The organism is Pseudomonas putida, assembly GCF_002025705.1.
Lineage (GTDB): Bacteria > Pseudomonadota > Gammaproteobacteria > Pseudomonadales > Pseudomonadaceae > Aquipseudomonas > Aquipseudomonas putida_J.
The window spans coordinates 4,120,824-4,136,420 of sequence record NZ_CP018846.1 but is presented as its reverse complement, the minus strand read 5'-3'; the positions used below and the strand labels follow the sequence as shown (position 1 = coordinate 4,136,420).

11 protein-coding genes are annotated in these 15,597 nt (G+C 64.0%); 2 read left to right on the top strand and 9 right to left on the bottom strand.

Annotated features, from left to right (window positions below; translation table 11 throughout):
• Window positions 1-34: 34 nt before the first annotated feature.
• From BUQ73_RS18680 to pvdM, 5 genes are all read right to left on the bottom strand, one after another.
• Window positions 35-2,503: a TonB-dependent siderophore receptor gene (locus BUQ73_RS18680; RefSeq protein ID WP_079229186.1), complete on the bottom strand. Its 2,469-nt coding sequence runs from the start codon at window positions 2,501-2,503 to the stop codon at window positions 35-37.
• 84 nt (window positions 2,504-2,587) lie between these two features.
• Window positions 2,588-4,246 (bottom strand): cyclic peptide export ABC transporter, encoded by a 1,659-nt coding sequence (locus BUQ73_RS18675; RefSeq protein ID WP_079229185.1) that lies wholly within the window; start codon window positions 4,244-4,246, stop codon window positions 2,588-2,590.
• 171 nt (window positions 4,247-4,417) lie between these two features.
• A complete protein-coding gene (locus tag BUQ73_RS18670) occupies window positions 4,418-5,272 on the bottom strand; it encodes a formylglycine-generating enzyme family protein (RefSeq protein ID WP_079229184.1) in 855 nt (284 codons plus the stop codon).
• Window positions 5,273-5,297: 25 nt separating this feature from the next.
• The gene (gene pvdN, locus BUQ73_RS18665) at window positions 5,298-6,587 is read right to left on the bottom strand and encodes a pyoverdine-tailoring periplasmic protein PvdN (protein WP_079229183.1); all 1,290 of its coding nucleotides are present in this window, start codon (window positions 6,585-6,587) and stop codon (window positions 5,298-5,300) included.
• The gene (gene pvdM / locus BUQ73_RS18660) at window positions 6,587-7,945 is read right to left on the bottom strand and encodes a pyoverdine-tailoring dipeptidase-like protein PvdM (protein WP_079230589.1); all 1,359 of its coding nucleotides are present in this window, start codon (window positions 7,943-7,945) and stop codon (window positions 6,587-6,589) included. Before pvdM ends, pvdN begins: the two co-directional genes overlap by 1 nt.
• Before the next feature lie 178 nt (window positions 7,946-8,123).
• On the opposite strand from pvdM, the gene BUQ73_RS18655 reads away from it, so the two are divergent.
• Window positions 8,124-9,755, top strand: a complete 1,632-nt coding sequence (locus BUQ73_RS18655) for a twin-arginine translocation signal domain-containing protein (protein WP_079229182.1) — start codon at window positions 8,124-8,126, stop codon at window positions 9,753-9,755.
• Window positions 9,756-10,045: 290 nt separating this feature from the next.
• Here BUQ73_RS18655 and surE read toward each other — a convergent pair whose 3' ends face one another.
• Together surE and BUQ73_RS18645 are read right to left on the bottom strand one after the other, a co-directional pair.
• Window positions 10,046-10,813 (bottom strand): 5'/3'-nucleotidase SurE, encoded by a 768-nt coding sequence (gene surE, locus BUQ73_RS18650; RefSeq protein ID WP_079229181.1) that lies wholly within the window; start codon window positions 10,811-10,813, stop codon window positions 10,046-10,048.
• A 397-nt stretch (window positions 10,814-11,210) separates the two neighbouring features.
• Window positions 11,211-12,167, bottom strand: coding sequence for an endonuclease (locus tag BUQ73_RS18645; RefSeq protein WP_079229180.1), 957 nt, complete (start codon window positions 12,165-12,167; stop codon window positions 11,211-11,213).
• Window positions 12,168-12,299: 132 nt separating this feature from the next.
• Here BUQ73_RS18645 and BUQ73_RS18640 point away from each other — a divergent pair, with 132 nt between their 5' ends.
• Window positions 12,300-14,138 carry a diguanylate cyclase domain-containing protein gene (locus BUQ73_RS18640; RefSeq protein ID WP_079229179.1) on the top strand — a complete coding sequence of 613 codons (1,839 nt, stop codon included), beginning with the start codon at window positions 12,300-12,302 and terminating at the stop codon, window positions 14,136-14,138.
• Between the two features lie 335 nt (window positions 14,139-14,473).
• Here BUQ73_RS18640 and BUQ73_RS18635 read toward each other — a convergent pair whose 3' ends face one another.
• A complete protein-coding gene (locus BUQ73_RS18635; RefSeq protein ID WP_079229178.1) occupies window positions 14,474-14,800 on the bottom strand; it encodes an AzlD domain-containing protein in 327 nt (108 codons plus the stop codon).
• On the bottom strand, window positions 14,797-15,516 hold the full coding sequence (locus BUQ73_RS18630) for an AzlC family ABC transporter permease (RefSeq protein ID WP_079229177.1): 720 nt from the start codon (window positions 15,514-15,516) through the stop codon (window positions 14,797-14,799). Before BUQ73_RS18630 ends, BUQ73_RS18635 begins: the two co-directional genes overlap by 4 nt.
• Between the last annotated feature and the right edge of the window lie 81 nt (window positions 15,517-15,597).

Here is a 15,597-nt window from a genome sequence, read left to right as displayed (position 1 = left end):
CATCACGCCAGGGGCCTTTTTCATACCGTTTGCGTCAGAAGTCAGCTCTGAGGGTCACGGTGTAGTTACGAGGTTCGCCATACACATTGCTCGCGTTCAACCAGCCGATGGACGAGTAGTACTTTTTGTCGAACAGGTTGTTGCCGTTGAGGGCGACGCTGAAGTTCTGGTTGATCTGGTACGCCACGCGGGCATTCCAGATGGCGTAGCCGGCTTGCTCGATCTTGTCGATGCCGTTGGTGCCACCCTGGTTGGTGTTGTGGTTCTTGCTCTGGATGTTGGCGCCGGCACCGACGGTCCACTGGTTCAGCTCGCCAGGCAGGTTGTAGTCACCCCAGAAGCGCAGCAGGTGGCGTGGCGTGTAGCTGTTGAAGGTGGAGCCGGAAGACGAGCTGCCATCACCCGGGTCGTTGAGAAACTTGGTCGAGGTATAGGTATAGCCGGCGAATAGTTGCAGGCCAGCCAGCACCTCACCGCTGATTTCCGCATCGAAGCCTTCGGCGCGTACCTTGCCGCCTGCCACGTAGCAGTTGGTTTCACCGTCCTGTCCGCACACCGAGTTGTAGTCGTACTGGGCGCGGTTTTCCTGGTCGACGCGGAACACCGCGAAGCTGGTGTTGACCCGGCCATCCAGCAGTTCGCCCTTCAGGCCGATCTCGTAGTTGGAGCCTTCGATCGGCTTGAGCGGGGCAAGGTCCTCGGTCAGTTCGGTCTGCGGCTTGAAGATGTCGGCATAGCTGACGTAGGCCGACCATTGGTCATTCAGTGCGTAGATCAAGCCGCCGTACGGCGTGACTTCACCGGTTTCCTTCGCATGTGAAGGGTCGGGCGACGACGTGGTGAAGCGCGTCAGCTCGTAGTCGTACTTGTAGTTGCTGACCCGTGCGCCGAGCACCAGGGTCAGCGGGTCGATCAGCTTGTAGCGCATCACGCCGTACACGCCATTCTGGCGAATCTTGGCCTTGGAAACACCGGCATAGGTGGTGCTGAGCATTTCATCCAGGGTGGGTTCGCGAGGCGAGACCGGGTCATAGATGTTCATCGGGCCGAGGTTGAGCAGGCCGCCTTGCAGGTCGTCGGTGCGCAGGTCGCTGGCGTTGGCACCCACCACGATCTCGTGCTCGTGGCCGAAGGCGCGCCATTTGCCGGTGAGGTTGATGTCGGCGCCCTGGTTGATGTTCTCGAAGTCGTACAGGTAGGCACGCGACTGCATGCCGTTACCGGTTGCCGGGTCGACGGCGCCGCGGCCGAAGCTGTAGAAAATGTCGTTGGTTTCGCGGATGTAGCTGCCGGAGGCTTTCAGGCGCCAGTCTTCGTTGAAGTCGTGGGTGATATCGGCGAAGTAGGTGGTCTGCTTGTTGTTCCACTTGTTCCAGTCGGCGCCGGTGAAGGTCGAGCGGCTGACGTTTACCGCACTGCCGTCCTTGTTGCGCGGCAGGCCACCGAAGTAGGGCGTCGAGTGCAGGTCTTCGACGCTGGCACCGGCGGCGACTGTGGTGGAGTCGCTGAGGTCGTATTCGAGAATCCCGTACAGCACGTTCTTGCGGCTATCCGCCGTGTCGTAGAAGTAGTCGCGGTCTTCATGGCCGGCGACCAGGCGCCCACGCAGCCGGCCATCGGCGGTCAGCGGGCTGCTAGCGTCGATGGTCTGGCGATAGGTGTCCCAGGAGCCGGCGCTGGCGGTGATGGAGAGGGAAGGCTCGGCCTTCGGACGTTTGCGTACCAGGTTGATGGCCGCACCCGGGTTGCCGCTGCCTTGCAGCAGGCCGTTGGCGCCGCGCAGGATCTCCACGCGGTCGTACAACAGGGTGTCGGAAGTGAAGCTGCTGCCGATGCCGTAGTAGCGGCGGTCCAGCGGCACGCCGTCGTACTGGATGGTCTCGACCTCGAAGCCGCGCGAGTAGATGTACTTGCCGCCGGACGGGCTCTGGTAGGTGGTGATGCCGGTGGTTTTTTCCAGCACCTGGTCAAGGGTGTCGAGGCGCTGGTCGTCCATCGCCTTGCGGGTGACCACGCTGACCGACTGCGGGATGTCCTTGAGGCGATGGGTGCCTTTGCCGATGGTCACCGCGTTGGACGTGTAGCTCCCCGAGTCCTCGGTGGTGGCATCGAACTGGCGCCCGGAAATGTTCACCGGGCCCAGGTTCAGGGCGGAAGCATCGGCGGGCCCGCTGAGGGTGATGGTGTGGCCGTCGAGCTGGTAGGTCAGGCCGCTGTCGCGAAGCAGCAGGCGCAGGGCCTGTTCCGGCTCCATGTTGCCCTTGACCGCTGGCGCCGGGGTGTTGTGCACCGCGTCCGGGCTATACAGCAGCTGCAGATTGGCCTGCTTGGCCAGGGTATTCAGAGCCCCCACCAACCCTTGCGAAGGGATATCCAGCGCGACCGGCTCGGCTTGCGCTGCCATGGACGCTGCCAGCGCACAGGCGAGTAGCGACGAAGGGAGGATGGCCAGTGTTTTCCTGCGAACCGCCCGGGCGAGCGGCGAAACCGTATTAATGGTCATGCGGATACTCAGTGTTAGCAGATAGATTACTTATGAGTTTTATTTGCATTTATGTAACGTGCCGGCTCCCCAGAACCGGAAAAATCAATGTGAAAATTCTGTGATTTCTTCTTCCACCCGCTTGCCGTCGCGCAGTCGCAGCAGGTGATCGGCCACGTCGAAGTAGCGGTCGTCGTGGCTGATGACGATGATGGTCTTGCCCAGGCGCTTCAGTTCCGGGAGCAATTCGGTGTAGAAAATGCGCCGGAAGGTCGGGTCCTGGTCGGCGGCCCACTCGTCGAACACCAGCACCGGGCGTTTCTCCAGCCAGGCGTTGACCAGTGCCAGGCGCTTGCGCTGGCCGGTGGACAGGTCGGTGGTGGTGAAGGCGCCATCGCGGATCTGCACCTTGTGGGCGATCTCCAGGCGTTGCAGGTACTTGCCGGCGTCCTCGGGCAAGGCCTGGCCGTCCTGCAGCAGGTCATCGAACAGGTAGTAATCGGCAAACACCGTGGTGAACAACTGGCGGTAATCGTCGCGGTTGCTGGCGGTAACGGCCTGGCCGTCCAGCACGATCTCGCCTTCATGGGGCGCGTACAGGCCCAGCAGCAGCTTGATCAGTGTGGTCTTGCCGCAACCGTTCTCGCCGACGATGAACAGGATGTCGCCCTGTTCGACGCGCAGGTTGATCGGCCCCAGGGCAAACGGCGCGGCACCGTCCACTGGCGGGAAGGCAAAGCGCACGTTGCGCAGTTCGAGGGTGCTGATCTGCCGGTCGGGGACTTCAGGGGCGTCGAGCAGCAGGTGCGGTTCGGGCGAGGAGAACTGGGTCGACAGCTCGGCAATGCGGCGGAAGGCGATCTGCGCGCGGCTGACGATGGGCAGGGTCGAAACCAGGTGCTCAAGCGGCCCCTTCATGAACAGCAGCACCAGCACGAAACCGCTGGTGACCTTGGGGTCGGTGATCAGCTCGGCCTGTTGCAGGGCCAGCACCAGCCCGATGACCACGAAGAACAGCATCGAGCCCAGGCTCTTGGCGACCACGAAGATGTTGATCGAGCGGATGTGGGTGTCGCGGATGAAGTTGGCGGTGCGGCTGATGCGTTCGTCGAACATGCGCTGGCGCCGCGGGCGGCTGATGCGCAGCTCCTTGGCCCCGGACGCGACACCGCTGTAATGCCGCTGCATTTCGTCTTCCGCCTCGCGGGCCGCATGGAAGCCGCGGATACCGCGCACCCGTGCGATGTACTGCACGGCCGTGCCCACCAGGATGGCGCAGGCGGTGATCAGGAACATCGGCAAGGACAGCTGGGCCAGGTAGCCGAGGCAACCCAGGGTCACCGACAGGGAAATGGCCAGTGGCGCGAAGGCGAAGGCAAAGTCGCTGATGGTGTCGACGTCATGGGTCAGCACCGGGATCAGGCGGTGGCTGCGGTAGCGCTCGATCTGCTCGATGGGCGCGCTGAGCACTTTTTCGCCGAGGTCGCGGCGCAGCCTGGCGATCACATGCTGGCCGACATAGTTGGTGCCGATGTCCGAGGCGATGGACGCGCACAGGGCGAGCAGGCAGATACCGGCGAACGCCAGTACCACGCCCCAGGTGATGGCGCCGGGGGCATGCAGCAGGTTGTTGATGTTGGCGAGCAGCAAGGTGATGCACAGGCCGCCGACGATCCCCAGCACGACGGCCAGGGCGACGATCAGTCGGTAAGGCTTGAGCAGGCCGAGGAGTTCGCGGAGTGCGCCAGGGGTCGATCGGTTCATGGTGAATTCCTGGTGGGTACGCGGATGCGGTTTCGGCGCTGCGCGTGCGAGCGCCGTGTGGGCTGGTTGCCCAGTGAAAAGACGTGTGAGGGGGGCTGTGATTTAGCCGGCCCGGGCCGTGCGCCCGGGCAAGTCAGGTAGCGCTGGCGGTACCTGGCAGAGGGGTGTTGCTCAGAGCTCGCGGGCTACCCGGAAGCCCAGCCAGTCACCGCGCACATAGGGTTCGCGGTAATTGCGGTTGCCCGAGCGGGAGAACACCGGCGCTTCGCTGTAGTCGTTGCCGCGGATGTGGTTGTACTCGCAGCTCGCTTCCATCCACGCGCTGCCATCGCCGGGCGCGCCGACGTAGCTGTCGTGGCGGCAGTCGGCAACCCATTCGTAGACGTTGCCGTGCATGTCGTAGAGGCCGAAGGCGTTGGCCGGGAAGCTGCCGGCGGGCGAGGTGTAGTTGTAACCGTCGGCGGCGCCATAGGTGTTGGCGTGCTTGGCGATGCTGTATTCCTTGCCTTCATCGAAGGGGAACGGGAACGGGCCGCTGGAGCCTGCGCGGGCGCCGTATTCGCGCTCGGCTTCGCTGAGCATGCGGTAATGCTTGCCGGTCTTCTTCGACAGCCAGGCCACGTAGGCCTTGACCTCGTCATAGCTGATGCACACCGCCGGCTGGTCGGGGCCTTGCGGGTAGCTGGGCTTGCCGTTGGTGCAACGGCGCCCTGGGCGGTCGTCGCCGTCAGGCAGGGTGACCTTGGCTTCGCGTTGCCAGGCCTGCAACTGCTTGGCCTGCACCTGGAACTGGCTGATGGCGAAGGGTTTGGCGAAGGTCACGGTGTGCATCGGGCCTTCGTCGGGCTGGCGGCCGACTTCGTCATCCGGTACGCCCATGGTGAAGCTGCCGGCGGGCAGCACGACCATTTCGGGGCAGTCCTTGCAGTCCTTGAAGGTTTTGCCGGGTGTGTGCGTGCCGGCGGCAAAGGCCGGGGCGCTGGCGAGCAGGGCGGCCATCAGGGCCAGGGGCTTGAACATGTGCATGGCGGTTCTCTTGAAAGGCGAAAGGTCAGGCGAGTTGCGGGGCGAGGATGGCCATCACCCGGTCGATCTCGGCTTCGTCGTTGAGCAGGCTCGGGGCCAGGCGCACTACCGGGCCGACATCACGGTCGACGGCATCGCTGATCACCTTGTTGGCCATCAGGTGGCGGGCGACGGCGTCGCAATCGCGGCCCTCGACGCGGAAGAAGGTGAAGCCTGCGGAAAGCTGGCTGCTGCGTGGCGTCACCAGCTGCACCTTGGAGTGCTCGGCGAGGCGCTGCTTGAGGTAGTCGTTGAGCTGGTGCACGCGGGCCTGGACATCGGCCTTGCCCAGTTGCAGGTGCAGTTCGAACGCCTTGCCCAGGGCCAGGCGATGGTCGAAGGCGTGGTAGCCACCGGGGGTCATCAAGGTGCCGAAGTTCTCGCCCTTGGTGAAGGTCGGCAGGCTGGGCACCAGATAGGGCTGGGGCTTTGTTTCGCGGGCGATGATCACGCCGGTACCGCGTGGGCCGAACAGCCACTTGTGGGTGCCGGCGATGAAGTAATCGCAGTTGAAGTCGGCGAAGTTCACGTCCTCGATGCCGAAGCCGTGTACGCCGTCGACCACGTAAATGATCCGGTCCTGCTCGTCGCGGCTCTGGTTGACGGTTTTCACCAGTTCGCCGACTTCACGGATCGGCAGCTTGACACCGCTGCCGGACTGCACCCAGGTCATGCCGAGCACGCGGGTTTCCGGGCGGATGGCCTGGCGGATATTGCCGAGCATTTCGTCCACCGAGGCCAATTGCGGTTCCTTGAACAGCGCCACCCGGCGCACCTGGGTGCCCATCAGCCGTTCGCGGTAGGCCAGGCGGGTGTTGGTGGAGTAGTGCTCGTGGGCGCTGACCAGGATCTCCTTGCCCGGCGCTACCTGCAGGCCGCCGTAGATCATCGACAAACCATCGGTGGTGCTGCCGGTCAGGGCCACCTGGCCCGGCTGCACGCCGAAGTAGCGGCCGGCCCACGCGCGCACTTCGTTTTCATAGCCCCAAAGTTCCTCGCGGTCCCAGTCGACCATTTCGCCCGGGTTCTGGTCCAGCCGCGCACGGAAGCGGGCGATGGCCTCGCTGACCACACGGGGGTGGGAGGCAAGCAGGAAATTGCAGAAGTGCAGGTAGGCCGGGTCCAGGTCGAACTGCTGGCGCAGGGCCTGCCATTTGTTCTGGCCGGGGTTTGCCACAGGCGTGGCAGCCAGTGCGGTCTGGGCAAAACTGCCGGTCAGGGGCAGGGCGGCGGCAAGCACGCCTGCCTGCTTGAGAAAGCTGCGACGGTCGTTCATCAGCCACGCTCCGCTTGAGTGTTGGTGCCGGGTTTGGCCAGGCGTTGCACCTCTTCCCACACGCGCAGGAAGTTACCGCCCCACAGCTTGGCGATATCGGCGTCGGAGTAACCGCGCTGGATCAGCTCGGCGGTGACATTGCGCGACTCGCCGACGTTCATCCAGCCGGTGACGCCGCCGCCATCGTTGAAGTCGGAGGCGATGCCGACGTGGTCGATGCCGATCTTGCGCACCGTGTAGTCGATGGCGTCGACCATGTCCTTGACTGTGGCGCGGGGCTCTTCGTCGAGGATGGCGTAGAGCGCGCTGGCGTACTCGCCGAACTTCTTTTCCGGCCAGATGGAAATGATCGCGTCGCCCGGCATCAGGGCGTTGGCCAGGCCGTTCAGCGGCTGCAGGTCGAAGCGCTTGCGCAGGGTGTTGAGCTTGTCCAGGGTGCCCTGGCTCAGCGGCTTGAGGTAGGCCGGGAAGCCCACCACCTGAACCACGCCGCCGCTGTGCTTGATCGCTTGCAGCTCGTGGTCGCTGAGGTTGCGCGGGATGTCCACCAGTGCACGCGGTGCCGAGTGCGAGGCGACCATCGGCGCGCGGCTCAGGCGGGCGACGTCTTCCAGCGCCAGGGTAGACATCTGCGAGACATCGATGATCACGCCCAGGTCGTTGAGCCGGCCCACGGCCTGTTCACCCAGCGGCGACAGGCCGCCGAGGGCGTCGGGGGTGTCGTTGAGGAACGGCAGCGGGCGCGAAGAGTCGGCCCAGGCGTTGTTGCCCACGTAACTGAAGCCGAACATGCGCATGCCGCGCGCGGCCCAGGTGTCCAAGGCATTCAGGTCGTGGCCCAGCGGGTAGGCATTGAGCATGCTGAGGAAGATCGCGAACTTGCCTTCGCCGTGCAGGCGTCGGAAGTCAGCGGGGGTGTAGGCGATGGCGACCTGGTTGGGATAGTCGCGGACCATGCCGGTGAGGATCTTGTAGCGCATTTCCTGCTGCTGGCGTGCTTCATCGACGAAGGCGGCAGTCGGGCGATGGGGCGCGTTGGCGCCGTTCCAGATTTCCGGCCAGCCGAAGATCGTCAGCGCCGCGCCAGAGAGGCGGCCGCGGCCAGCCTTGACCAGGTCGAACTGGCCGCTGCCGTCCTTGTCGGCCTCTTTGCCTTCGGTGCCGAAGTTCAGCGGCACGGTGATGTGGCTGTCGAAGGAGATGATGCGTTCCTGCAGCTCTTCGGCATGTTTCATCACCTCGCGCGGGTAGCCGGCGGGCAGGTAGATGAAGAAGTACCAGGCCGCGGCGCCCGCGAGTGTGAGGATCAGCGCCAAGGCGGCGAGGTAGGGGGCCTTGCGCAAGCGTGTCGTGTTCATTGCCATCCCGTTGGTTGCCAGGGTCGATGCGGTTGCGGCAGCCGCGATCACGGGGCTTGCCTGTCACGGAGGGACGAGAGCGGCAGGGGGAAATTTAGCGGTGTGCTACTGGTAAATTTGCTGCCCGGCATCTCGTTCTAGCTCGATAGGCGTGGCTGACACGGATACGGATGTGGCGATGAGGTTTTCCAGGCGTGGGTTCATGGTGGGGCTGGCGGTAGCCGGGGCGGCGGGTTCGGCAGCGTGGTATGCGCGCCAGCCGCAGGACCACGACGAGAAGCTCAGGAAGGATGAAGTGGAGACCCCCGGCGAGGCCACGGTCGAGGCCGCCGCCAGTGCGGGCGTGCGCATCGGCGACAAGCTGCGCGGCATCTGGGACCTGCGCTTCAGTGGTGCCGAGGCCGGCCTGGATGGCCTGCCGCTGCAGGGTGTGCAGATGCTGCTCGATGTCGGCCCGACCGGCCGCTCGCTGCGCGGCTTCATCGACGTGGCCGAACGCCTGCGCGGCAGTGACCAGCCGCGCTACCGGGTGCTCGGCGAGCTGGTTGCCGCCGATGCCGGCAAGGTTCGCTGGCGCCTGGTGCCGGCTGGGGCGTCAGCGCCGAGCCATGAACTGGTGGCGACCCTCGATGAAGTCTGGGCTTCCTGGGGCAACGCCGGTGCCGGCACCCTGACCGGGCGCATCCGTCGCATCGACCGGCCGCTGCTGAGCCCTGAACCGGACAACCACTTCGTCGCCAGCAAGCGCGCCTTCCCCGAGGCACGCCAGGTCACGCCGCTGGCGCCGGCGCTGATGGCCTGGCTGAATTCGCCCGAGCACCGGCTGTTTCACCAGGTGTGGCATGCCACCCGGGACAAGTGGCACCGCCTGGACGACAGCAAGCGCGATGCCCTGCGCGGTGCCGGCTGGCAACCTGGCCCGCGTGACGCCGAACGCGGCGCTCGTGGGCGGCGCAAGCACCTCAATGGTTCCGGCGAGGACTTCTTCTTCATGCACCGGCACATGCTGAGGCATGCGCGTGGCTTGCAGCCCGACTTGCCGAACTGGGCGCAACTGCCGCTGCCGTCACCGCAGCTTGAGTACGACCGGCAAGGGTTCATCCGCTATCAGGAAAACCATGACGGCAACTCGGTGCCGCCGGCCTGGGTCGCGGCCAATGATGAGGAACTGAGCCAATGGCTGCATGGCATCAAGGCGGCAGAAACGTTCTTCAGCAATTTCCAGGTCTGGGAATCGCAGTACCAGGACCCTGACTACCTCAGCCGCCTGACCCTCGGGCAGTTCGGCTCGGAGGTGGAGCTGAACATCCACGACTGGCTGCACATGCGCTGGGCAACCGTCACCCGCGACCCTTCCAATGGTGCGCCGGTGATGGGCGACCGGAACCAGACGGACTATGCGGCGCGTTGGTTCCGCGAGGAAAACGACTTCCTCGGCGACCCGTTCTCGTCCCATGTGAACCCGGTGTTCTGGCGCTTCCATGGTTGGATCGACGACCGCATCGAGGACTGGTACCGGGCCCACGAACGCGCCCATCCGGGGGAGGTGCAGCGTCGCGAGGTCAATGGCGTGTCGTGGTTTGCGCCGGGGCGTTGGGTGCAGGTTGGTGACCCTTGGCTCGGGCCGATGACCCATGGCTGTGGGGGTATTTCCGATGCGGGGGGCGGTGCTGGGGAGATGGAGGTGGAGGCGATGAAGCTGGCGTTGCGCATTGCCTTCAGCGGTGAGCGGGATGTTGGCGACCTGCTGCGGCGTACGCCGCGCAGGCCTTGGTATGCGCGGCATATGAAGTTGCCTGAGAGGTCATAGTGGGTTGTGCAACGGTTCAGAGGTGTTCGCCGTGAAAGGTTCAGCGCCTGTGAGATCGAGCGCCGCCCGCGCGGCGCATCGCGGATAAATCCGCTCCTACATCTGTTGCAACGTGCCGAACCTGTTACGCCATGGTTGCCAGCCCTGGCGCATGTCTTGAGCCCTACAAACGGCTGACAACCATGGCCTCCCAGGCATGGTCACGTTGCAACAAATGTAGGAGCGGATTTATCCGCGATGCGCCGCGCGGGCGGCGCTCGATCTCACAGGCGCTGAACCTCTCGCGATGATCACTTCAACGCCACATCATTGAACGCCGCCATATGTGTTCTCTCAAACTGCAGCGGTGTGACGGTGACATGCCCTGCCGCCAGTTCAGCCATTTCAGTCCCAGGCTGGTCGACCTCCCTGGCATTGTTCAGCTTGATCCAGTGGTAGTCGAACCCACGAGGGTCCACCTCTTTGCGCACCGACATGCTGTTCAAAGGCCCGGCACCTTGCCGCGTCACCTTCAAAGGCAAGGTGGCCTGCGGGTCGCAGTCGGGGAAGTTCACATTCAGGCAGGCATCGCTTGGCCAATCCTGGCTCAGCAGTGCCTGCAGCACCTTGGGCGCGTGGGTCAGCGCGTTGTCCCAAGGCACGTCTGCCCGGTCGCTATAGGCCTGGCTCAGGGCAATCGAGCGAATCCCTAGCAGCATGCCCGTCATGGCGGCACCGACCGTGCCGGAGAACACCGTTTCCAGGCCCAGGTTCGCGCCTCGGTTGACCCCGGAAAGGATGAGGTCTGGCCGCGCGTCCTTGAGCAGGTGCTGCACCGCCATCACCACGCAGTCACCTGGCGTGCCGGTGACGGCGAAGCGTTTGTCACCATGCTCACTGACCCGCAGCGGAGCGTGCAGGCTGAGCGAGTGCGAGGTGCCGCTCTGGTCTGCACGCGGGGCAACCACCCACACCTCATCGGCCAGTTGCGCGGCAACCTGCTCCAGGACTTTCAGGCCAGGGGCGTCGATGCCGTCGTCGTTGGTGAGCAGAATCCTTCCAAGTTTTTGCTGAGTCATGGCTGTCGGTTGATCCTTGTGATGGGTTCCGACAGCTGAGACTAGACCGGTTTCTTCGGATTGAATGGCGGGGGGGATGTGTAGTGGCTTACAGGTGCTCGCCATGGAAGGTTCAGCGCCTGTTAGATCGAGCGCCGCCCGCGCGGCGCATCGCGGATAAATCCGCTCCTACATTTGTTGCAACGTGGCCATGCCTGTCAGGCCATGGTTGCCTGCCTTGTTTGCAAGACTCAAGACATGCGCCAAGGCTGGCAACCATGGCGTTACAGGTTCGGCACGTTGCAACAAATGTAGGAGCGGATTTATCCGCGATGCGCCGCGCGGGCGGCGCTCGATCTCAAAACCGCAGAAGGTATCGAGGCGAACACCTCTTGGCCCTCACACAACCCTCACACCGTTACTTGCAGTTCCCAGCCTTGCGATACCCCGCCGCCTGCGCCTCGGCCTCACTGCCAAACGCCACCTGGTTCTTCTGCGAAACCTGGCTGTACCCCGGGCAACCACTGGCCAGGTGATACACATGGCTATTGCGGTTGCCCACAACCGCGCCACCCGTCACCGCACTGGCCAGTGTCGGCTTGGCCGCCTCTTTCACCGCCGTAGCCGGCACCGCAGCCGCGCCCTGCGGCGTATACCCCAGTGCCCACTTGCGCTCACCCGTCACGAACGGGTTGCTGTGCCCCATGATCGCGGCAATCCGCTGATCACGCTGCTTCTCCCAGGCCGTCACCGGATGCTGCTTGTCCCAGGCCATCAACACCTGCTGCTGCTGGCGCGACATGCTCAGCTTGTAGCGATCGAACATGTAGAACGTGGTGCGTGCCACCAGCCCCTTGACCTCGTCGCGCGGCTCGGCGGTTTTTTGCTGGAAATCGATCTTGGTGGTGCACTGGCCGTATTGCGGCGCAACGCCGGAAACCATGCCGTAATTGAAGTTGCTGCGGTCACCGTTCACTTCGCCCACGGACGGATAAAGGTTGAACAGGTCGGCTTCCATGGCGCGGAAGGTCGGGTCGCTGTCGACGCACTGCTCGCGCCCGCCGTTCTGCCAGCACTGGCGCTGGTGGCCAAAGGTCCAGGCCGGGACGATGTGTTCCCACTCGGTGCGCTCGGCGCGGGTCTGCAGCTTGCGGGTTTCATAACCACAGGACTTCAGGTCGACTCGGCCGCCGGATTTGCCGACCCAGGTCCACTTGCAGCCACAGTACAACTCGCCCATGGCACTGTTGCCCTGGTCGAGGTAGATCTTCTGTTTGGCGACCACCTTGGCTTCGGTGAAGGTGGCGGGCGGGGTGGCAAAAGCGGCGGGGATGGCGGCGAAGGCGAGGGCGACGGCGCAAAGCAATTTCTTCATGAAAATACGTCTTAGGCTTACAAAAGGACGCGATTATACGGCTTGAGCGATTTGATAGTAGAGAGGAAAGGGTTGCGCTTGAGCGCTGCGGCGCTATCGTTTTCGGGTCAGGATTTTGCCGAGCGAGTTGTCATGCAAATTGCCCCGTCGCCTCTCAACGAGGCCGCCCGCCTGTGTTTCCTCGAGAGCCTGAACATCCTCGATACCCCGGCCGAGGAAACCTTCGACCGCATCACCCGGTTGGCCAGTGTGCTGCTCGATGTGCCCATGGCCCTGGTGTCGCTGGTCGACATGAACCGCCAGTGGTTCAAGTCGCGCCAGGGCGTGGAGGTTGCCGAAACCACGCGCGATGTAGCGTTCTGTGCCCATGCCCTGCATGCCGAAGATATCCTGGTGATCCCGGATGCCAGCGCCGACCCGCGTTTCGAAGACAACCCCCTGGTGACCGGCGGACCGCGCATTCGCTTTTACGCCGGCGTGCCGTTGCGTTTTGCCGGCGAACTGACCGTGGGCACCTTGTGCGTGCTGGACACCCGCCCTCGCCAGGTATCGGAAACCGCACTGGCCCACCTGCGCGACCTGGCGCGGATCGTCGAGCGCGAGATGCTGCACCGTAGCCTGGCCATCGACTCGGGCAGCGCGGTGCAGCAGGCGGAGCAGGGCGCACTGGTGTCTTCCGAGGCGCGCTTTCACCGCGTGTTCGACAACAGCCCGACCAGCAAGGCACTGGTTGGCCTGGACGGGCGCATCCTCGAACCCAACCGCGAATTCTGCCAACTGCTGGGCCAGGCCAAGGAATTGCTGGTGCTGACCCAGCTGCGCGCGCTGATCCACCCGCAGGACATGAGCAGACTGGACGAGCCGTGGCAGCGGACAGTGGCCGGCGAGCAGGACTCGCTGCTGGTCGAGGTGCGGTTGAGCACGCTTGGCAATGCCGCGCTGTGGACCGAGCTAAGTGTATCGGCGCTGCGCAACGCGCGCGGTGTCACCGAGCAGATGGTGGTCTTCGTGCGTGACATCAGCGAGCGCAAGCGCCGCCAGCAGCAACTGCAGCGCTACCAGGCCACCCTTGAGCAGCAAGTGGCGCAGCGCACCGAAGAACTGGCGCGCAGCCAGGAAACCCTGCAGGCCATCGCCGACAACATCCCGGTGTTGATCGCGCAGATCGGCACCGACCTCGAATACCGCTTCAACAATGCCGTGTACCGCCAGGTGTTCGGTGTAGAGCCCACTGAGCTCAAGGGCCGCAAGGTGCAGGATCTGCTCCCGGCGCAGGTGTATCAGCAACTGCTGCCTTGCTTCCAAAAGGCCTTGGCCGGGGAGCGGGTAGAGGCCGACAACGTGAGCTACGGCCGCGACGACTCGCGGATCTGGCACGCGTCCTATGTGCCTGATATCCGCAACGGCAAAGTGGAGGGCTTTTTCGTCATGTCGCTGGACGTGACCGAGCGCAAGCGCAAGGAAAAGACCCTGCTCGACCAGGCCACGCTCGACCCGTTGACCGGCTTGCCCAACCGGGTGGCACTGCACAAGGAGCTGGATTTCGCCCTGCAGCAGCGTGCCGCCTTTGCCTTGTTCTTCATCGACCTGGATGGCTTCAAGCAGGTCAACGACCAGCATGGGCACGAGGCGGGTGATGCCGTGTTGCAGGCTGCAGCGGGGCGCATGCTCGCGACTATGCGGGCGGATGACACGGTGGCCAGGCTGGCGGGTGACGAGTTCGTGGTCATCGCCCAGGCCGTGGCCAACCAGGCGTCAGCCCGGGATATTGCGCGCAAGCTGTGCGATGTGCTGTCGGCGCCAATTTCGGTGGAGGATGCTGAAGTGGCCGTTGGTGCCAGTATCGGGGTTTATCTGAACCTGTCCGGGCATGAACCGCAGAGTGCCGAGGAGGCTTTGGCGTTGGCAGACAAGGCGATGTATGAAGCCAAGCGGAGTGGGCGGAACAGGTTCAGTCTGGTGGGGGATTGAGATGCTGGCTGGGGGGCGCGTCAGGGCTTCGATGGGCCTGCCACAACAATTTCAGCGCCTGTGATACCGAGCGCCGCCCGCGCGGCGCATCGCGGATGAATCCGCTCCTACAGTTGTTGCAACGTGGCCATGCTTGTGAGGTCATGGTTGTCAGCCGGTTTGCACGGTTCAGGACATGCGCCAAGGCTGGCAACCATGGCGTAACAGGTTCGGTACGTTGCAACAACTGTAGGAGCGGATTCATCCGCGATGCGCCGCGCGGGCGGCGCTTGATCCCAAAGGCGCAAAATCTGTTATGGCTGGCCCACAGAAGCCTTCATGCCATCCTCAGCCGATCACATTCCCCAGTACTGCAACCCCCACAACACGCCCATGCCAACCGCCAGGGTCAGCAACGTGCTGCGTGTACGCCAGGCAACCAGCCCAGCCACGATCGCTGCCGGTATCTGCGGGTTGCCCCAGTCAATCCCAGGCTGGCCGGCCTTGAACACCACGGCCGGCAACACCAGTGCGGCCAATACACTGGCCGGCACATACACCAGTGCGCGGCGCAACAGCGGTGGAATGCGCAGGGCACCATAGAACTCGATGAACGACAGGCGTATCGCAAAGGTGCCCAGACCAATCAGGGCGAAGGTGAGCCATGGGTTGATGTCGGTCATGGCGCCTCCGCTGCCACACGTGCGCCCTTGCGCAGTTGTTCGAGGGTCAAGCCGCTGATCACACCGCCCAGCGAGGCGACCAGCAAGCCGAGGTTGTAGGGCAGGTCGTGGGCCAGCACGGCCAGCGTGCCACCCGCGACCGCTGCGCCCAGCATGGCCGGGTTACGGATGCCTGGCACCAGCAGTGCCAGGAACGACAGCGGAATGGCAAAGCCCAGCGACCAGGATTCCGGGATGCCGGTACCCAGGTATACGCCGGCCAGCACCGCCAGGTTCCAGCCGAACCACATCGGCAAGGCAGTCCCCAGGTAGTAGGGGAAGGCAAACCGGCCGAGGTCGCCGGCGCCGAACTTCAGGCTGCACAACGCGAACGACTGGTCCGAAAGCAGGTATGACAACGGCCAGCTCTTGCGGCGTGGCAGGTCGCTCAGGTGCGGGGCCAGGGCGGCGCTGTACATCAGGAAGCGCAGGTTGATCACCAGGGCGGTGACCACCATGGTCAACGGCAGTGCACCGCTCTGCATCAGTTGCAGCACCACCATCTGCGCAGACCCGGAATAGAACAGCAGGGTCATTCCCATCGCGTCGAAGGGCGACATGCCCACGCCAATGGCCGTCACCCCGGTGATCAGGCCGAAGGGCACCATGCCGGTCATCAGTGGCAGTACCGCGCGGACACCTTCGGTGAATGCGTGCATCGCGCTTTTGTAGTGCATGTCGGTTCCTTGGCAATTCATCAGGCCCGCTCAAGGTAAAACCCGCATGGCTTGGTAACAACGCAGATTTCTGGAATATTA